Origin of the sequence: Oceanobacter sp. 5_MG-2023 (genome assembly GCF_030548165.1) — a bacterium.
Classification (GTDB): Bacteria; Pseudomonadota; Gammaproteobacteria; order Pseudomonadales; family Oceanobacteraceae; genus Oceanobacter.
Map to the genome: position 1 here is coordinate 16,753 of NZ_JAUORS010000014.1, position 18,731 is coordinate 35,483.

Consider the following 18,731-nt stretch of genomic DNA (forward strand, 5'->3'; position numbering starts at 1 on the left):
ACCATAACAGAAGTTATCGCCAGAAGCTGAATTTGGCATTACCTTGCTGTCTGGATTATATCCATCAGGCAAGGCAACCCAGAGAAATTACAGGCTAACTTTGGCTTTCTCAACCAGAGCTGCAAATGCTGCTTTCTCGTTTACTGCCAGGTCGGCCAGTACTTTACGGTCAATTTCAACAGAGGCTTTTTTCAGGCCGTTGATGAATTTGCTGTAAGACAGTCCGTTCTGACGAGCACCCGCATTGATACGAGCAATCCACAGTTGACGGAACTGACGCTTCCTTTGACGACGGTCACGGTAAGCATACTGACCAGCTTTGATCACGGCTTGTTTGGCAACACGGAATACACGTGAACGTGCACCGTAATAACCTTTGGCCAGTTTCAGAATTTTTTTGTGACGACGACGAGCGACTACACCACGTTTTACGCGAGCCATATTCTATCTCCTGGACTTAAAGGTTAGGCAACATGCGGATAACAAGCTTTTTATCTGAGGCATTGACTTGATTCATGCCGCGCAGATGACGCTTACGCTTGGTGCTCTTTTTGGTCAGGATGTGGCTGCGGAATGCATTACGGTGTTTGAAGCCGTTTGCAGTCTTTTTAAAACGCTTGGCTGCCGCGCGCTTAGTTTTGATTTTAGGCATTTTGGTACTCCAATAGTAATGGCGCGCACAGAAACTAAGACCCTGTACTACACCTGCCGTTACACCCGCTCTGGCCCTTGGGCACGGACGGGATCTGTTCAGTAGTCGGTAGAAAAACAGAAACCCCGGCTAACGCAGGGGTTTCTGGATGTCGTTTGCAGAACCGGACTACTTCTTCTTACCTGGTGCGATCACCATAACCATCTGGCGACCTTCCATTTTGGGATGTTGCTCAACAACACCCATCTCAGCAAGATCAGCTTCGATGCGTCTCATCAGCTCCATACCGATATTCTGGTGGGCCATTTCTCGGCCACGGAAACGCAGGGAGACTTTCGCCTTGTCGCCGCCTTCCAGGAATCGAGTGAGGTTACGCAGCTTGATCTGGTAATCCCCTTCTTCAGTACCAGGGCGGAATTTCATTTCCTTGATCTGAACCTGGTGCTGTTTTTTCTTGGCTTCGGCTTTCTGCTTTTTCTCTTCGTAAAGCTTCTTGCCAAAGTCCATGACTTTACAAACAATCGGGTCACCGTCTGAGATCTGAACAAGATCCAGCTCGGATTCTTCCGCTATTTGCAGAGCTTCCTGGATGCTAACTACCCCGACCTGATTGCCATCGGCGCCGATCAGTCGGACTTCGGTTGCACGTATCTGATCGTTAATAGCAGCCCGATCGTCGTTGCGGCTGCCTCTTCTATTGTCGCGTCTGATATTCAGTTCTCCATTCCAAACCGTCCGCGCTGTTCTATAGCACTATCGAGGAGGGCTTGGAATGCGTCAATAGTCATTACGCCTAGATCATCTCCCTTACGAGTGCGCACAGCTACGGTGTTTGCTTCAACTTCTTTATCCCCTACCACAAGCAGATAGGGTACCTTGTGCAAAGTGTGCTCACGAATTTTAAAGCCGATCTTCTCGTTTCTCAAGTCCGCATTCGCCCGATAGCCTCTTGATTTGAGTGTTTTTGCCAAATTCTGGCAATATTCACCCTGATTATCGGTAATATTCAGAACGGCAACCTGCTGCGGAGCCAACCAGGGTGGCATGGCACCGGCATAATGCTCGATCAGAATACCAACAAAGCGCTCAAACGAGCCAAGAATCGCCCGGTGCAACATCACTGGTGTTTTGCGTTCGTTGTCTTCATCGACATATTGCGCGCCCAGTCGTTCTGGCAGCATAAAGTCGAGCTGGACGGTACCACACTGCCAAACCCGACCAATACAATCCCGCAATGAGAATTCGATTTTCGGTCCGTAGAAGGCTCCTTCGCCAGGCTGCAGTTCCCAGTCCAGGCCGGCATCATTCAAGGCATCTTCCAATGCCGATTCTGCCTGATCCCACAATGTATCATCACCGATACGGCCTTCAGGTCGGGTCGACAGCTTCATCTCAACCACGTCAAAGCCGAAATCTTTGTAAACATCCAGCGTCAGACGGATAAAGTCGGCCGCTTCCTGACGAATCTGGCTTTCGGTAACAAAGATATGGGCGTCATCCTGGGTAAAACCACGTACACGCATAATGCCGTGCAAGGCACCGGATGGTTCGTTGCGGTGACAGGAACCAAATTCGGCCAGACGCAGCGGCAGGTCACGATAGCTTTTCAGCCCCTGGTTAAAGACCTGGATATGACACGGGCAGTTCATCGGCTTGACCGCGTAAGTGCGTTTTTCCGATTCAGTGGTAAACATCGCGTCGGCGTAGTGTTCCCAGTGCCCGGATTTTTCCCACAGCGTGCGGTCAACAACTTGCGGGGTTTTAATTTCCAGATAACCGGCATCGTTCTGCACTTTGCGCATGTACTGTTCCAGCACCTGATAAATGGTCCAGCCATTCGGATGCCAGAACACCATACCCGGTGCTTCTTCCTGCAGGTGGAACAAGTCCAGTTGTTTGGCCAGTTTACGGTGATCCCGTTTTTCCGCTTCTTCCAGGCGCACGAGATATTCTTTCATCGCCTTCTTGTCGTTCCAGGCGGTACCGTAAATACGCTGCAACTGTTTGTTGTTGGAATCGCCACGCCAGTAGGCACCGGACACACGCTGCAACTTGAAGATGCGCATGACTCGGGTATTCGGCACGTGAGGGCCAACACACATATCAATGTATTCTTCGTGGTGGTAGAGGCCGACGCTGGTTTCACCTTTTTCAATCAGGCCATCAACCAGTTCAACCTTGTACTCTTCGCCACGTTCAACAAACACCTGCCGAGCCTGCTCGATAGGTGTCATTTCCTTGATCACGGGATAGTCTTTTTTGACCAGCTCCTTGATACGCTTTTCGATCGCTGCCACGTCTTCCGGTGTAAATGGACGCTCATAATCGATGTCGTAATAGAAGCCGTTCTCGATCACTGGACCAATCGCCATTTTGGCGGTTGGGTACAGTTGCTTGACCGCATGGCCAACCAGGTGAGCAAAGGAGTGACGAATCACTTCCAGACCTTCCATATCCCGGCCGGTAATCAGCGTGACATCCGCATCATCGGTAATCAGTTCACAAGCATCCACCAGCGTGCCGTTGATACGACCGCAAACGGTGGCCTTCGCCAGACCCGGGCCAATATCTTCGGCCACTTGCATCAGAGTTACCGGTTGCTCGAACGTACGTTGAGAACCATCGGGAAGGGTAATAACAGGCATAGTATTTCCTTGGTCAGTGGTGGCCCCTACGACAGGCCACGTGCGATCACAAAATTCAGGCGGGGTACTCTAACGCCACACTGGCGGGCTGTAAACCGGACAGCGGCCCTCACGCCCTCAGACGGGGCATTATCCTGTATCCGTAACATTACAGTGCAGCGACAATAACCAGTGAAAAGTCATATATCTGTCTTTGAATAGTCTCTGAACTGTCTTTCATCTGCCATCGAAGGGTATCAACACTAAAAATCGAACCACTGTCATCGCTTTTGCAGGCAGACAAGCAGTGACAATTCGCCGCATCCCAATCAAATGATGAGAAGGCCGGATTATGCTAGCCACTCCGACCTTATTCTTGCTCTCCTGTCACCTCTGGCAGCCATCAAGGTGATCAAGACCAGCCGGTATTTGTGGCGTGGCTCTTGCTGTTTGAAGCAGATACTCTTTTATTGGCAGTTGCGGCATGACAAGTGTTCAGCCTCGTATCGAAAACACGGTTTGTAACGAAGTCAATTCCTTCGCCCATTCACTTTCTTCCTGGCCGCAGCAATACGACCAGGTAGTGCCAGGGCATTTCCATGGCCGCTTGCAGGATGTCGAACTGCCATCGGTCCGGCTGTTCCGGGAAACCATGAATCTGTCGGTGGCCCAGCACACCCACACTCCAACAGGCAAGATCAGTGTCCTGATTCCGATCTCGTTCCATAATGCCAAAACCTCGGATCAGGCGCGTAATATCGCCAGTGACGGCGTCACCCTGCTGCCCTATCAGAATGAGTTCTTTTTTGTTGGCCCGGCCAATACCGACTACATCGTGATTTCACTGGATCAACAGGAACTGACCGCATTATTGACAGAAGAGGATATGAACCAGCTGCTGTCGGCCCAACGCAGTTACGAAGTACCCGTGAATACGCGCCATCTGGCCAGACTGCAAAGCCAGGCAATCTCTTTGCTGAACCAGCTGCTGGCGCTGCAATCCGAAGACGACGAGCACACGGTTGTCTTTCCGGACGAGGCCGAACTCTCGCATCAGGAGGAACGCAAGGCCACGCGCCGGGCAGCACTCGAGCGCGCCATCCAGCACCAGCTGATCAGTATGACGCTGGATCTGTTTATACCGTCGACTGACCATAACCGGCCGATGCGCCCCTTGGGCAACCAGCATCATTATCTGGTGCGCAGCTGCCATCAGCATGTACTCTCGGAACAAGGTGCCGACGACAGTATTCTGGATATCTGCAAGACGCTGAACGTACCTCGGCGGACGCTGAATTACAGTTTTGAACGGGTGGCAGGTTGTTCTCCGGCGCAGTATCTGCGCGCCGTCAAACTGAATGCGGCACGGCGGGAATTATTATCCAGTGAGTTACCGATTGGTTCGGTTGCCGCCAATTACGGGTTTTACCATGGCGGCTATTTTGGGCAGGAATATCGACGTCTCTTTGGTGAAACGCCCAGCGCTACCCGCACAGGACGCCCGTAGTCTTCGGCGGCATGATTCCACTGCTCACTGGCTCTGAGCCAGACCCCGAAGGATCTGACAAAGGACCATGCACGACCCGACTCATTAACCAATAACTGAATGCGCCGCTCAGTAACACGGCCCCTCCCAGCCATTGGTCGACAATGCCAGGCAGTGCCAGGGGTAGCCATGCCAGCAACGGAGCAGCCTCGGGATAGGCCGTGATTGCCGTCGTCATACGATACATCAACGGGTTAAGCACCATCGCCAGACCCAGTCCCACCAAGGGTAGCAACATCACCAGGGCAACCGGCAAGGCATGCTGTTGCAGGCGCTGAGGATTCAGACACAGCCATACCCCCCCCAGCGCCATGGCCCATTTTCCCAGGGCATACAGCACCGGACTGTCCATCAAGGGTTGATGCCAGGCTGGCAACATGCCGATCCAGGATAGCAGCCCCGCCAGAGTCAATCCGAGCCAGAATGGCAGTGATGTTTCTTTATGCTGCTGGCAATCACCTTTGCTGTCCGCTTCCTCAGCACGCTTGGCTGAGAGACCAGCCTCGGCAAAAACCGCCAGCCAAAGCATGGGAACCAGATGGTGGACAACCACACTTTGCCAGCTGTGCAACCAAATGGAATGACGTGCCAGGGTGTCCAGCCAAGGGTTCATGGCCACCACAAACAGTGCCACGGCGAACCAGAACAAGGGCTGCTTCCAGCCACCGGATTGCCGGGCGATCCAGACCACAACCAGCAAAATAAACCCACACTCCAGCCAGAACTGATTATTCAGTGCAAACATGGCGCTCTCCATCATATTTGGCGCAAAGGCCAACCCGCCGCTTTCCCGGTTGGCTGGCCTTCGGTCAGGACATCGTCTCAATCATGTATTGATCGTTTCGATGCTCATGTCCTAGCTGGCACAGCAATCACCACCATCTCCACCATCTCCACCATCACTGTCGTCATCGGCGACGCCGACACTGCGATGATCCTTGCCGGCTGGCAGGTCCATGGCCGGGTTGGCGTCAAAGAAATTGTTGGGCTTGAGCTTGAAGCCAACGTATTCCACCGGCATCACCGGGAAATCTTCCGGCTTGCAGATATGGGTATGGCCGTAGGTGTGCCACAACACAATATCGGTATTTTCGACATTCCGGTCTTGTTGGGTATACACCGGCAAGCCATCCCCCTTGTTCTGGTTCGGGTAGTTGCCGGTGCCGTAACGCTCCGATGGCTCGTAAGGGGTTACCCATACGTGTTTGGCGGCAAAACCGGCACGCTGACCAATATAACTGTCGGCCTGGGCCAGCATGACGGGGTTATGCTCCGCCATCAGTTTGTAACCAGGATGATTGCCCACGGCATTGGTTTTGTTGGGATTGATCACCTTCCAGAAGCGACCGCTCTGGCCATTGGCTTCCCGGGCAGCTTGCTGTTCGGTGGTCAAGGTAGTGACATCGGTATTGAAAGCATTCCCCCAAGGGTTGTCTTCCCCCGCAGGCTTGGCGCTGAAATTGGTTTCCAGAACCGAGTTTTGTTCCCCATCCAGCATCATATGCAAACGGGCATTAAAGAAATGCTGGTGTGAAGGGCCATAAATTTCCGGTGTCACCAGGCCACCACCACATGCCGGTTTGGTGCCAGGAACCATACCGGCCGTCTGGATAATACCGGTCAGTTTGGTTTCCATTTCAATGGTGCCATCCTGGTACAGATACCAGTAAAAACCATAATCATAGTTGCCAACGGTACAGAAAAAGCTGATCACCAGACGACGTGAACGGCGGACTTCAAATACATCGGTACGGAATTCGTAATGCTTCCACAAGGTGCCGTAATCTTCTTCATGCATACATACGGCGTTCTTCATGGTGAAGGGTTCGCCCTTGTCATCGACCGCCGGAATATCAAAATAATGGATCGCACCCAGGCAATCACAGCCCAGCTCCAGCTGGTTGGCCAGCCGCCCCAGGCCATACTCGCCGCCGTCGAAGGCGCATTTCCAGTAATGGTTCAACGCCGTGTCGGAATAAGGTACCGCCATGTCCGTGACACTGGCGCGGTAGATGATGGGACGGGTTTCGCCCTTGTCGTTATAACCCAATTGATGCAATACCAGGCCTTCCCGTGGCGTAAAGCCGACCCGGAATTCCCAGTTTTGCCAGTTAACTTTCCAGCCATCCACTTCAAAGCTCACGCCTTCCGGTTGCACAATATGCAGCGGTTTGACATCGCTACGTGGCTCCCCCAACGATGGTGTGTCGTAGTTACGCTTGGTTTTTGGAATCGGGGTATCACGGCCATCGTCAAGCAGCTCGATAACCTTGCCTTCGTTCAAATCAATAATGGCTACCAGACCTTCAATCGGATGGGCATAGCCGTTATCGGTAAACTGGTCACGATAAAACGCCACGCCACGCATCAGGCGCTTACCTTTGTATTTGGGGTCATCCCCAAAATACCCGAACGACCAGGGATCAATCTGGATGTTTTCAATATCGGCATCGGTCAGACCACGACGTTTGACCGCAGCGCGCCAGTCAGCATCGTTCTGGACGATATCCACACAGGTAAAGAATTCTTCGATCATGATCGGGGCTTGCCCGGTCACTTCATGGTCCAGTTGCTGCCAGTCGGTGACGGTTTCTGCAACCAGATCCACCATGGCTTCAAACATCGCACCGTTGCTTTTATCCAGCACGGTGGCAAAGACACGACGGGAAAAGGCCTTTCCTGCTTCAAATGCCAGCACTTCGGCTTTGGGCGGCTCTTCCAGTTGTAAATACGGAAACCGGCAGCTATCGCCAAGCTGCTGCGTTTGTTTCAGAATCGCCGCGGCCTGTGCCAGTTCGTCCTGGGTCAAGGGGTCCAGTGGATGAACCGGGGTTGGTATCGTGGTAGATGCCTTGGATGCGCAACAGGTCTCGCTCATGATGTATTCCTCGTGATTCAGTGAATACAGCCATGCTAAGCAGAAGCACCGGGGACGTTATCGCAAAGTGGCAAAATAACCCGTGTCAGAAAAAACCAGCGGATAACACCGACAAACCATGACATTTGCCCCCGTAACTCTCACACTGCGCCCGTTACTTGTTTGTCTTGATCGTATCTCTTGCTATTTCAATATGAGGACTCTGCCATGAACGCCCTGATTGCTATTGCCAATGGTAGCGAAGAACTGGAAGTCATTACCCTGGTAAACGTACTGCGCCGAGCTGGAATCACCGTCACACTGGCGTCGACTGGCCCGGAACGCAGCGTACGTTGCGCTCGCGCCACCGTGATTGAAGCCGATTGCGTACTGGGCAAGCTGGCGATTGATCACCCATTTGATCTGATTGCCATACCGGGCGGTATGCCGGGAGCTGCCAATCTGGCTACGTCGCTGGGGTTGTTACACCGTTTGCAGCAACAAAACCGGGCCGGAAAGTGGATCGCCGCGATTTGTGCCGCACCGGCGGTGGTATTGGGTGCTGCCGGTATTACTGCAGGCCGGGTTATGACCGGTTATCCCAGCTTTGATCCGCTGCTGACCCAGGCAGGAGCCTGCATCAATCATGATGATGACGTGGTCGTGGATGGCAATCTGATCACCAGCCGCGGGCCAGCAACCGCCCTGCCCCTGGCACTGACTCTGGTGGAGTTATTGTGTGGCAAGCTGGTGCGCGACGATGTCGCTGCTGCCATGCTGTATCAAGGCTGATACCTCACGTCCTGTTACCTTGTGCCCTGCTGGCTGATGACTTTTCTTGCTAACGCGGGGCAATCTGTCGTCATCCAGCAATGATCCGTCAGCCCAGAATCTTGCGCATCAGCTCGGCGGTGCTGCCAACGCCAAACTTCTGCCGGATCACCGTAGCGCGATTGGCAACGGTTTTGGCACTGATGCCAAGCTCGGTGGCAATAACCTGATTGTTTTTGCCTTCCAAGAGTCGCTCGGCAATTTCACGTTCCCGGGTTGCCAGCGACGCCAGCGGGTCAATCACTGCAGCACCACAGTTAGTCGGGTCGGCCATACGCTTGCGCTCGGTAGAGCGACAGCCCACTGCCAACAATGATTCAAATCTCGGTTCCATAAAGGACTGTCCAGCAGCCACCTGAGTAACCGCCTGCAACATCACTGCCGGTGGGCTCGACTTGGATAAGTACCCCAGTGCACCCGCGTTTAATGCTTCCCGAATCACCGTTGCTTCTTCATACATACTGAAGATAAGAATACGGGCATCCGGCTTGGCGCCTATCAACTGGCGACACACTTCGATGCCCGACATATCTGCCATATTCACATCCAGAATCAGAATATCGGGGGCATGCTGAAAAAACAGCAAGGCGGCATCCGTCCCCGAACCCGCCTCGATAAACTGCACCTCATCAATCATGGCCGCCAACAGGGAGCCATAACCTTGCCGTACCACAGCGTGATCATCTGCCAGTAAAATTGTCAGAGCCATCCAGCCACTTCCTTTGTTAAATATCCTGCGGGCAAGGGTCTTTATCCTCGGCATCTTGTGGATAAGGCAGATGCGCGCTGACCTTCGTTCCCTCAGCGGCAAAGTCGACCGTCAGGGTACCACCCAGCAATCGGGCACGCTCAGCCATGGAGCGCATACCAAACCCGGCCACTGCCTCCGTTGCACCATTACCGTTATCCTGGATCTGCAGCGTCACGGTTTTCTGGCTGTCCAGGGTTAACGATACCCGGATCTCATCCGCTGCCGCATGCCGCACGGCATTGTTAACCGCTTCCTGTACCAGCCGATAGATCTGCGCGGCATCCTCTTCGTTCCAGCCTGGCCAGGTATCGCCCGACAACACACAATCCAGCCCCGTCGTTTGCCCGGTCGTGCGTAACAACTCATCGACGGCGGACTGCAAACCCAGCCGCTCCAGCACCACGGGATACAGGTTGTTGATGATACGACGAAAACCCAGATTGATGGCATCGCAGCCTGCCTGGATACACTCACTGGTTTCCAGTAACTGGGCTGGCTTGTCCAACTGGAAAGGTAATACGCAGGAATGCACCCGAACACCCGTTAGCTGCTGACCAAGGTCATCGTGTAATTCCCGGGCTAACGCCGAGCGCTCTTGCTCCTGAATTTCCATCAGGGTGCGGGTCAGGTAGCGGTTTTCGTTACGGGCGCTTTCCAGTGATTCTGTCATGGCGTTGAAATGCCAGGCCAGGTTATTGGCTTCGCGTAAACTGTAATGCCCGAGACGGGCGTTCAGGTGCCCTTGCTGCACCTGGTCAAAAGCGGCCAGCACATCCGCCAAAGGCCGCAGTCCGGCCCGTACCCCCAGATAAATAGCGAGGTTGGAAACCAGAGCACAACCACAAAACAACCAGAACAGCCAGCTGGAGGAATGCCAGACTTCTTCGATTTCATCACGATCATCCGACATCAGGATCACTTTTTGGCCATGACTGTCGGTCAGTGCCAGCTGATAACCGCGTCCGGGGTGATCGAACAAGGCCTCAAACCAGGCTGGCACCGAGTGTTCGTCCGGGCGTTCGGTATAGGTACCGGCAACCCGTACATGCCGCAAACTGCTGCCAACCAGCGCCAGTATCTGTTGCGGCTGACCGGAACGGATCAATGCTTCCACTACCGGTTTCATCGCCTGCTGCTCGCGCAGCACATCGTCCCGCCCTTGCACCAGCAACGTGGCCAGGCTGACCAGCAGCGCCAGTGCAAAGGCGCTGTTGACCATCAGCAGGATACGGGTCATGACGTTCATACACGTGCCCCGGTTGTGCCTCGGGGCAATGGCCGTAATGGCCATTGCATCAGCTGATCAGAAGCCGATTTTGATACCTGCCTTGACGGTTCGCGGTGCACCTGGGCCAACAAAGCTGTCTTCTTCAAATCCGGGATAGGCTTCATCCAGCACTTCATCCGATTCACCATAAACACCAAAGGTTTCGTATTCGCGATCGAATACATTAACGACACGACCATAGATTTCAATGGCATCGGTTGGCGCGTAGCTGGCCCGGACATTCACCAGGGTATAACCAGCCAGTTGCTCATTTTCATTGGCCTCATCACCACGGAAGTACTGGCTGCTGCGATACTGAATATCGCCACCCACTGACACTTGTGGCAACAGGTTCCAGTCGGCCGCCATTTTCAGATTGTGCTGTGGCAGCCCGGGAATCTGGTCGCCCGCTTCAACCTGTCGATCAGAACCTTGCGGATTATTGGGGCTGAACGATACAAACGGCGTTTCAAAGGTGGCTCGCATCCAGGTATAAGAAACGGCTACCTGAACATCGCTCCAGTGGCCTGTCATCCCCAGCTCGGTTCCCAGTCGGCGGGTTTTCCCGACATTGGCAAAATACCCTTCAGACGGCAAACCACCCGCCTGCTGAAACAGAATATCATCGTGGCTGGTAGAGCGGAAAACACCGGCGGTCCAGCGGATATTGCGGCTGGCAGTGCCTTTCAGACCCGCTTCCACAGAACGCGTAACCACTTGCTCCAGCGGTGGATCTGACACAAAACCATTGGGCAGTTTGCATGGATCATTTTCATCCGCACAGCTGAGCTCGGCCGGGCTTGGCGCTCGTGATGATTCGCTGTAGCTGGCGTATACGTTCAAGCCATTATCCATGACATAGGCTGCTCCCAGCATTGGATTGACCCGGGTAAAGGTGTGGTCGCCATCCAGCGATCCCGGCCCGGATTCCAATTGATCCTGCATCTTGATATGGACGTGATTGTATCGGGCACCAACGGTCACACTGAGCTGGTCATCCACGGCCAGCGTGTTGCTAAAAAACACCCCCATGGTCTGGGTATCGGTTTGCAGGCTGACTTCAGACTCACTGTCGTAGAGGCCAATGGCTGTGACATCTCGGGCATCCCCTGGCTCATCGTTATTGAGAATGGCAAAGCCGGTACGTGAGCGAAAGTGAATATCAGCCTGATCCAGTGTCACACCAGCGGTAAACAGATTGTCCCGACCGGCAACTGGTGCCGAAGACGCCAACTGCAGACTGAAGCCCTGACTGTTTTGTTCGGTGCGGGAGGTATTCAGAGTACCGTCAACGTCGTCGGCATCAATATCCAGCCCCAGCTCGGCAGCAATGGCTTCCAGTGTGTCATCGTCATCGTAACCCACAAAGGTGACTGGCTCTTCATCGCCACCGTCTTCGTCTTCTTCACACAGGGTTTCAGCACCATTAAGCAAGCATTCTTCGTAATCCGAGTCGTCGCCATTTACTGTGGTGGTGAGGTTACGGCGCAGATAAATATTACCGGCCAGCTGCAAGGTATCCGAGAACCAGTGATCACCATCCAGGGCAAAATAATTCAGTCGGTTGCGAGTGATATCCGGGTTGGTATAAATAGCGCTGCGGCCTTCGATATCCATCAATGCCTGGGGCACGGCACCATTACCGATCATTTCGTTGTCGTCCAGCAAGACTGTCAGATTCAACGAGCTGTTCAGCGAGCGCCAGCTCAGTACCGACATGGCCTGGCGAATATCGCTGCCAGAGGCATCACGCCAGCCATCTTCTTCTTCACGGTTGAGTAATACGTAATAGCCAACGTCTTGATTACCCAACTGGCCATTGCCACCGCTCTGGAACTGCGCTTGACGAAAACCAAACTGACCCGCCCCCAGCTCCAACTCATTGTATTCGGTGTTGAAGCCGTTTTTGGTGGTCATCGCAATGGCGCCGCCCTGGGTATTCTGGCCAAACAGCGGATTGGAGCCAGAATACAGCGTCATATTACTGACGGCATCCGTTGGTAACAGATCCCAGTTTACCGTGTCCCCAAAAGGTTCGTTAAAACGCACGCCGTTCATATACACGGATACGCCTTGCGGTAATCCCAGCAACGGCGATGCCGTAAAACCACGATATTGAACATCCGGTTGATAGGGGTTGCTGACCGCTTCGTTAATGCTTACCGAACCCAGCTGATAGCGCAGATGTTCAGCAATATTTTGTGCCTGAATACGCTCCAGGTCATCACTGCCCAGACTTTGTACCGGGCTGACCAGTTGGTTTTCCCGCACACCGGTACCCATTACAGGAGTTGGCGCTATGACAACGATTTCGTCCGTAACCGGACTAGCCTCTGCCCAGGCGGCCAGGGGTACCAGACACCCCGCCAGACTGCCAAAGACAGTCCATGTCGAACCACTGTTAGAGGGAGAATTTAGAAATGCCATCCACATCTGCCTTATCGTTATTATTAGATGCAGCTATTCTGGACGACCGCCGGTCTGCTGACTCTGCCTCTGCCGTTGCTGATCGCGTCTGCTTTGGCACTAGGTAAACAGGATAGGGAAATCTTCCCGATTAATGCCCTGGATTCATAAAATATACAATTTTTACCAAGAACCATGCTAAAGAAAGCAAAAATACGGTGCCAAAGAAGGCGATTTCGACTAACTTTACTACTTTAGACCCCCATACAAAACGCCAAGGTAGGATACCTGACAGTAGCAACACGGGGTGTAATGCAGAGATTACAAAAATAAATAAACAGGTGTAGCTATCATGTTGACACTCCAGACCGGCCACAGCGCATCCTCAAGCGCCAGTGATGACTCCCCCAGCCAGAGCGCACAGCCAGATATGACTGATACAATCACTACGGTAGAATTGCCGACCAGCCCGCTGACGGAAAACGACACGCCTGTTTACAAGCTGCTGATTGCGGATGATCACCCGCTGTTCCGGGAAGCCATTGCCGATGTCATTCGTAACCGCTACCCCAATTCCGATATTCTCGAGGCAGAAAATCTTGAGTCTGCCGCGGCGATGGCCGGTACCCAGGATGACCTCGACCTGATTCTGCTCGATCTGAACATGCCTGGCATGAACGGCTTGAACGGCCTGATTCAGTTACGCAACGAGTCCCCGACAATCCCGGTGGTTATCATCTCTGCCGAGGAAGAAAAAAGCGTGGTGCTGCAAGCCATGACCTATGGTGCTGTGGGCTTTATTATCAAGTCACTGCCACGGGAAAAAATGACCCAGGCACTTGAACAGGTGTTAGCTGGACAGGTGTATCTGCCATCCGATGTCATCCGTGCCACGGATGATGGCCGTTCCCGTCAGCGCCGTATCCAGGATGAAAACCTGATTCCTCCAGAAATGCTTAACAGCCTGACTCGTCGCCAATTGCTGGTATTGGAACGTATGGCCAGTGGCGAATCCAACAAGCAGATTGCCTACAATCTGTCGATTGCTGAAACCACCGTCAAAGCGCACGTCTCGGCGATTTTGCGTAAACTCAGTGTACACAATCGTATTCAGGCGGTATTGGCTGCCAGTAATGTCGATTTTAACCAGTATCTGCGCCGCTAACTTCGCGAGTGCGCCTGATTACTGACAATAAAAAACCGGGCAGCGCCCGGTTTTTTATTGCTTGCCCCGATCATCGTCGTTTTACAGACCAGACCTGTCAGGCCATCGGATCCATCTCTGGAGCAGACAGCTCAACTCTCAACGATCCGGCCCACCAAACCGGCCCACTAACACCCGGTATCAAGACAAGGCTGCCTTGGCTGCCCGGGCCTTATGCAATTTTTTATAGCTGTCAATCAGGCGTAAATGCTTGTCAAGACCGTCCAGCTGCAGGCTGGTCGGGGTCAGGCCATAAAAGCGCACGGAACCATCCACCATACCGATGGCGGCGGCCAGTCGTTCAGTTCCAAACATACGACCAAAATTAAGCCGGTAATCGTCCAGTTCCATATCATCGTCCAGGGTAACTTCCAGCACGGCATTGACGACTTGAAAGAACAAGCCACGTTCCACCGTGTTGTCGTTAAATTGCAGCAGGGTTTCAACCTGCTCCTTGGCGTCATCCAGACGCTGAAGCGCCAGACAAATCATGAACTTCAGCTCCAGAATGGTGAGCTGGCCCCAAACGGTATTATCGTCAAACTCAATGCCAATCAGAGTGGTGATATCGGTGTAGTCATCCAGCTCGCTGTCTTCCAGTCCGTCCAGCAGCGCCTCCAGCTGTTGCTCACTGAGACGGTGCAGGTTGAGTATATCTTCGCGGAAAAACAGTGCCTTGTTAGTGTTGTCCCAGATCAGATCATCCACCGGGTACACTTCGGAATATCCCGGCACCAGGATTCGGCAAGCCGGTACTCCCAGGTCGTTGTATTCAGCACAATAAACCTCCAGCCCCATATCTGCGAGAATGGCAAACAGGCTGTCGGCTTCTGCCTGACTGGCCTGCTGGCGTTCTTCCGGGCTGGGGTTGGCTGACAAGGGGGCGCGGAAATCCCATTCGCTGAATTCCACATCCGCTTTGCTACTGAAGAAGCGCCAGCTCACTACCCCGGTCGAATCAATAAAGTGTTCAACAAAGTTATTGGGCTCTGTCAGAGCATTGCTTTCAAAGGTTGGCTGCGGCAAGTCGTTCAGGCCTTCGAAGCTGCGCCCTTGCAACAACTCGGTCAGCGACCGCTCCAGGGCAACTTCAAAACTGGGATGCGCTCCGAATGAGGCAAAGACACCACCGGTCCGTGGATTCATCAGCGTGACGCACATCACCGGATACAAACCACCCAGAGACGCATCCTTCACCAGCACAGGGAAGCCCTGCTCTTCCAGCCCTTTAATCCCTGCAACAATACCCGGGTAACGTGCCAGTACCGCATCTGGCACATCGGGCAACGCCAGCTCTTGCTCCAGAATCTGACGTTTGACTGCCCGTTCGAAAATTTCCGACAAACACTGCACCTGCGCTTCCGCCAGGGTATTACCGGCGCTCATGCCATTACTGAGAAACAGGTTTTCGATCAGGTTGGAAGGGAAATACACCGTCTCACCATCGGACTGGCGTGTAAAAGGCAAGGAAACAATACCACGGTCAATGTTGCCGCCATGGTTCACCAGCCGCGAATTGGTATCGAACAGGTGCGAGGCGCATAACTCGCCGTCGGCGTTATAAATTGACAGGCAATGCTCATCCAGGATTTCAGGCGGCAGCGCATCATCAGGGCCAGGCTGGAACCAGCGCTCATTGGGGTAAAATACAAAATCAGCGTCAGCAATATCAGTACCAAAGAACTGGTCATTGTAGAAAAAATTACAGTTCAGCCGCTCCAGAAATTCCCCCAGCGCCGATGCCAAGGCACTCTCTTTGGTGGCGCCTTTACCATTGGTAAAACACATCGGTGAGGCCGCATCCCGAATATGTAACGACCAGACATTCGGCACGATATTACGCCAGGAGGCGATCTCGATTTTCATCCCTAGATCCGCCAGCAGGCCGGTCATTTTGGCGATGGTTTGTTCCAGCGGCAGATCTTTACCGGCAATATAGGTGGCTGCCGGTGTGTCTTCTCCCGCTGCCGCCGAGCCTGCCAGCAACAGCGCCTGGGTATCGTCATCCAGGTTATCGACCACTTCAATATCAAACTCGATCCCGGTCTGAATCGCCCGTTTGACGGTGCAACGTTCCATGGAGCGCAATATTCCCTGGCGGTCTTTTTCGGCAATACCTTCCGGTAATTCCAGCTGGATTTTCAGCAGTTGTTTATAGCGGTTCTCCGGATCAACAATATTGTTTTGCACCAGCCGCAGGTTTTCGGTCGGTATATCCCGGGCAATACAGTACATCTTGGCAAAATACGCGGCACACATGGCCGACGACGCCAGAAAATAATCAAACGGCCCCGGTGCGGAACCATCGCCTTTATAACGAATGGGCTGATCCGAGATAACGTTAAAATCATCGAACTTGCCTTCGAGGCGAAGGTTATCGAGAAAGTTGACCTTGATTTCCATGGGGATACCGGATTAAAAATTGGAGAGTGACGCGGCGGCGTTAAGCGCAACAGTGCAAGCAAAGCCGAGAGCAATGTAAGGGAAGGTATTATCCAGATTTTGAAGCTGGCGTCTTGGGCCGTGTCGACTCCGCAAGAGAACAACCCTGTCAACAGATGGTCATTCCCTGCAGCGGTAAGAACCCGTGCCTGAAGCCCTGGCCTTGCGTATCGAGCCAGGCTGCTGACCCAAGACACCGCCCGGGTTTTGCCCAACCCCGGCCAATCCCTGTATCGTAGCCGTTTGCTACCCAACCGAACGGGCCTTTTTATGAATCGTTTTACCGCCTTATGCCTCACCAGCCTGATGAGTCTGTGCTGGTCACTGTCCGCCAGTGCGTTACAGGCCGGGGAACCGGGGTTTGACTTTAACCTGCCCTCGTTATCCCGGGATGGCTCTCATCAGCGTCTGAGTGACTTTCGGGGCAAGGTGGTGTATCTGGATTTCTGGGCTTCCTGGTGCGGCCCCTGCCGTAAGTCCTTGCCGCAACTGGCGCATTTACAGCAGCAGCTCAGCGACCAAGCGTTTGTGGTATTGGGGGTGAACCTGGATGATGACCCGGCATTGGGTCGCCGCTTCCTGGACGAACTGGGTGTGTCTTTCCCCAATGTCTCGGATACCTCTGGCAGCAGCTACGACACCTTTGGCCTGGTGGGTATGCCGACCTCCTATCTGATTGATCAGCAAGGTATGGTGCGCTGGGTACATCAGGGGTTTGCCGACGGTGATATCGCAGTGATTCGCCAGCATGTTGATGCCCTGTTGCAGTCAAATCCATAACCCATAACCCATAACCCATAACCCATAACCCGAGGCAGGTCTGGTTTTGCCCTGTTCCGTCGGAACCGGCGCCATCCGTGTCCGAACCGGCGCCATCCGTGTCCGAACCGGCGCCGTATCCGTTGCACCGGCTCAGTCGATCTTGCACTCTCGAGTCAGGTATTCATGGGATTGCATTTCCAGCATCCGGGAGGTGGTACGCTGGAATTCAAATTCCAATTTGCCACCTTCGTAAATATCAGGAATCGCTGCACCCGCAGACATAATCACCTTGACGCCACGATCGTAAAACTCATCAATCAGGTTGATAAAACGGCGGGCCAGGTCGTCATTTTTAACGCTCATCACCGGCACATTGGAAATCAACAAGGCGTGGAACTGTTTGCCCAGCTCAATATAATCATTCTGTGAACGAGGGCCGTCACACAAAGCGTCAAATTCAAACCAGCCAACATCATTACAGACAGCCTTGGCCGGAATTTCCCGCCCAAGCACCTCAACGCCAACGTTAAATTCAACCTGGCTCATATCCGGTGCCAGACTGTCAAAACTTTTCTGAAGGCTGGCTTCAGCGCTGTCGTCCAGCGGGTAATGATATAGCTCGGCCTGCTCCAGTGTGCGCAAACGATAATCCACCCCGCTGTCCACGTTGACCACATCGGTGTATTTGTTCAGCAGTTTGATGGCTGGAATAAAACGGTCGCGTTGCAATCCGTTTTTATACAATCCATCCGGCACAATATTGGAAGTCGATACCAGCGTCACACCACGATCGAACAGCTCTTGCATCAGGCTGCCCAGAATCATGGCGTCACCAATATCGGAGACAAAAAATTCGTCGAAACAAATAACCACGGCTTCTTCAGCGATACGATCAGCAACGACGGTTAACGGGTTTTTGGTGCCCGCCAGCTTGGTCAGATCCTGATGCACACGCTGCATAAAGCGGTGGAAGTGGGTCCGCATCTTGCGTTCAAACGGCAGCGCTTCGTAGAAGGTATCAACCAGATAGGTTTTCCCTCGACCAACGCCTCCCCAGAAGTACAGCCCTTGCACCGGTTCCGGCTTTTTGCGGCTGAACTTGCTACCCAGCTTGCCAACAAAACCTTTGTTGGCCCGTCGTGCTTCGGCAGCCACCAGATCGTCAAACAGGCGCTGTAAATGTTTGACCGCCATTTCCTGGGCGGCATCATAAGAAAAGTCATCTCGCTGAAGGTCAGCTTGATAAAGCTCCCAAGGGGTCGACACGGGCGTACTCCATCGTAGGAATCGGGGGGCGAAATGTATCCGACCATGCCGAAAACATCAAACCGACTAATGGCTGCAATCCGGGAAAGATGGGTAGGTTTGACAGAAAATTTGCCAATTGAC

At 53.3% G+C, this 18,731-nt stretch carries 15 protein-coding genes; 4 read left to right on the forward strand and 11 right to left on the reverse strand.

Going from position 1 to position 18,731, the window contains the following annotated elements; all coding sequences use genetic code 11:
* Positions 1-87: 87 nt before the first annotated feature.
* From rplT to thrS, 4 genes are all read right to left on the reverse strand, one after another.
* The gene (rplT, locus tag Q4551_RS10680) at positions 88-441 is read right to left on the reverse strand and encodes a 50S ribosomal protein L20 (RefSeq protein ID WP_303433717.1); all 354 of its coding nucleotides are present in this window, start codon (positions 439-441) and stop codon (positions 88-90) included.
* A 16-nt stretch (positions 442-457) separates the two neighbouring features.
* A complete protein-coding gene (gene rpmI / locus Q4551_RS10685; protein ID WP_303433719.1) occupies positions 458-652 on the reverse strand; it encodes a 50S ribosomal protein L35 in 195 nt (64 codons plus the stop codon).
* A 168-nt stretch (positions 653-820) separates the two neighbouring features.
* Entirely contained in the window at positions 821-1,363 is a 543-nt protein-coding gene (gene infC, locus Q4551_RS10690) for a translation initiation factor IF-3 (RefSeq protein ID WP_303433845.1), read from the reverse strand.
* Between the two features lie 2 nt (positions 1,364-1,365).
* Positions 1,366-3,297: a threonine--tRNA ligase gene (thrS, locus tag Q4551_RS10695; protein ID WP_303433720.1), complete on the reverse strand. Its 1,932-nt coding sequence runs from the start codon at positions 3,295-3,297 to the stop codon at positions 1,366-1,368.
* Positions 3,298-3,760: 463 nt separating this feature from the next.
* Between thrS and Q4551_RS10700 the strand changes: the two genes are divergently transcribed.
* Positions 3,761-4,783, forward strand: coding sequence for a helix-turn-helix domain-containing protein (locus Q4551_RS10700; protein ID WP_303433722.1), 1,023 nt, complete (start codon positions 3,761-3,763; stop codon positions 4,781-4,783).
* On the opposite strand, the gene Q4551_RS10705 is transcribed toward Q4551_RS10700, so the two are convergent.
* Both Q4551_RS10705 and Q4551_RS10710 read right to left on the reverse strand, forming a co-directional pair.
* Positions 4,761-5,567, reverse strand: coding sequence for a cytochrome c oxidase assembly protein (locus Q4551_RS10705; protein WP_303433724.1), 807 nt, complete (start codon positions 5,565-5,567; stop codon positions 4,761-4,763). The genes Q4551_RS10700 and Q4551_RS10705 overlap by 23 nt on opposite strands.
* A 111-nt stretch (positions 5,568-5,678) precedes the next feature.
* On the reverse strand, positions 5,679-7,700 hold the full coding sequence (locus tag Q4551_RS10710; RefSeq protein ID WP_303433726.1) for a primary-amine oxidase: 2,022 nt from the start codon (positions 7,698-7,700) through the stop codon (positions 5,679-5,681).
* Between the two features lie 207 nt (positions 7,701-7,907).
* Here Q4551_RS10710 and Q4551_RS10715 point away from each other — a divergent pair, with 207 nt between their 5' ends.
* A complete protein-coding gene (locus tag Q4551_RS10715; RefSeq protein WP_303433728.1) occupies positions 7,908-8,471 on the forward strand; it encodes a DJ-1 family glyoxalase III in 564 nt (187 codons plus the stop codon).
* A gap of 88 nt (positions 8,472-8,559) precedes the next feature.
* Here the strand turns inward: Q4551_RS10715 and Q4551_RS10720 are convergent, their stop codons facing one another.
* From Q4551_RS10720 to Q4551_RS10730, 3 genes are read right to left on the reverse strand one after another with little or no spacing between them, the layout of a single operon-like run.
* Positions 8,560-9,219, reverse strand: a complete 660-nt coding sequence (locus tag Q4551_RS10720) for a response regulator transcription factor (RefSeq protein WP_303433729.1) — start codon at positions 9,217-9,219, stop codon at positions 8,560-8,562.
* Between the two features lie 16 nt (positions 9,220-9,235).
* Positions 9,236-10,507: a sensor histidine kinase gene (locus tag Q4551_RS10725; protein ID WP_303433731.1), complete on the reverse strand. Its 1,272-nt coding sequence runs from the start codon at positions 10,505-10,507 to the stop codon at positions 9,236-9,238.
* A 57-nt stretch (positions 10,508-10,564) separates the two neighbouring features.
* Positions 10,565-12,955, reverse strand: a complete 2,391-nt coding sequence (locus Q4551_RS10730; protein WP_303433733.1) for a TonB-dependent receptor — start codon at positions 12,953-12,955, stop codon at positions 10,565-10,567.
* A gap of 331 nt (positions 12,956-13,286) precedes the next feature.
* Between Q4551_RS10730 and Q4551_RS10735 the strand changes: the two genes are divergently transcribed.
* Positions 13,287-14,099, forward strand: a complete 813-nt coding sequence (locus Q4551_RS10735; protein WP_303433735.1) for a response regulator transcription factor — start codon at positions 13,287-13,289, stop codon at positions 14,097-14,099.
* A 180-nt stretch (positions 14,100-14,279) separates the two neighbouring features.
* On the opposite strand, the gene Q4551_RS10740 is transcribed toward Q4551_RS10735, so the two are convergent.
* Positions 14,280-16,541, reverse strand: a complete 2,262-nt coding sequence (locus Q4551_RS10740; protein WP_303433737.1) for an OsmC domain/YcaO domain-containing protein — start codon at positions 16,539-16,541, stop codon at positions 14,280-14,282.
* 309 nt (positions 16,542-16,850) lie between these two features.
* Here Q4551_RS10740 and Q4551_RS10745 point away from each other — a divergent pair, with 309 nt between their 5' ends.
* Positions 16,851-17,360 (forward strand): TlpA disulfide reductase family protein, encoded by a 510-nt coding sequence (locus Q4551_RS10745; RefSeq protein ID WP_303433739.1) that lies wholly within the window; start codon positions 16,851-16,853, stop codon positions 17,358-17,360.
* Between the two features lie 132 nt (positions 17,361-17,492).
* Here Q4551_RS10745 and zapE read toward each other — a convergent pair whose 3' ends face one another.
* Entirely contained in the window at positions 17,493-18,608 is a 1,116-nt protein-coding gene (gene zapE / locus Q4551_RS10750) for a cell division protein ZapE (RefSeq protein ID WP_303433741.1), read from the reverse strand.
* Between the last annotated feature and the right edge of the window lie 123 nt (positions 18,609-18,731).

Coding starts and splice junctions, on each gene's coding strand:
- rplT (WP_303433717.1), bottom strand. CDS start 441: ATGGCTCGCGTAAAACGTGGTGTAGTCGCTCGTCGTCGTCACAAAAAA.
- rpmI (WP_303433719.1), bottom strand. CDS start 652: ATGCCTAAAATCAAAACTAAGCGCGCGGCAGCCAAGCGTTTTAAAAAG.
- thrS (WP_303433720.1), bottom strand. CDS start 3,297: ATGCCTGTTATTACCCTTCCCGATGGTTCTCAACGTACGTTCGAGCAA.
- Q4551_RS10700 (WP_303433722.1), top strand. CDS start 3,761: ATGACAAGTGTTCAGCCTCGTATCGAAAACACGGTTTGTAACGAAGTC.
- Q4551_RS10705 (WP_303433724.1), bottom strand. CDS start 5,567: ATGTTTGCACTGAATAATCAGTTCTGGCTGGAGTGTGGGTTTATTTTG.
- Q4551_RS10710 (WP_303433726.1), bottom strand. CDS start 7,700: ATGAGCGAGACCTGTTGCGCATCCAAGGCATCTACCACGATACCAACC.
- Q4551_RS10715 (WP_303433728.1), top strand. CDS start 7,908: ATGAACGCCCTGATTGCTATTGCCAATGGTAGCGAAGAACTGGAAGTC.
- Q4551_RS10720 (WP_303433729.1), bottom strand. CDS start 9,219: ATGGCTCTGACAATTTTACTGGCAGATGATCACGCTGTGGTACGGCAA.
- Q4551_RS10725 (WP_303433731.1), bottom strand. CDS start 10,507: ATGAACGTCATGACCCGTATCCTGCTGATGGTCAACAGCGCCTTTGCA.
- Q4551_RS10730 (WP_303433733.1), bottom strand. CDS start 12,955: ATGGCATTTCTAAATTCTCCCTCTAACAGTGGTTCGACATGGACTGTC.
- Q4551_RS10735 (WP_303433735.1), top strand. CDS start 13,287: ATGTTGACACTCCAGACCGGCCACAGCGCATCCTCAAGCGCCAGTGAT.
- Q4551_RS10740 (WP_303433737.1), bottom strand. CDS start 16,541: ATGGAAATCAAGGTCAACTTTCTCGATAACCTTCGCCTCGAAGGCAAG.
- Q4551_RS10745 (WP_303433739.1), top strand. CDS start 16,851: ATGAATCGTTTTACCGCCTTATGCCTCACCAGCCTGATGAGTCTGTGC.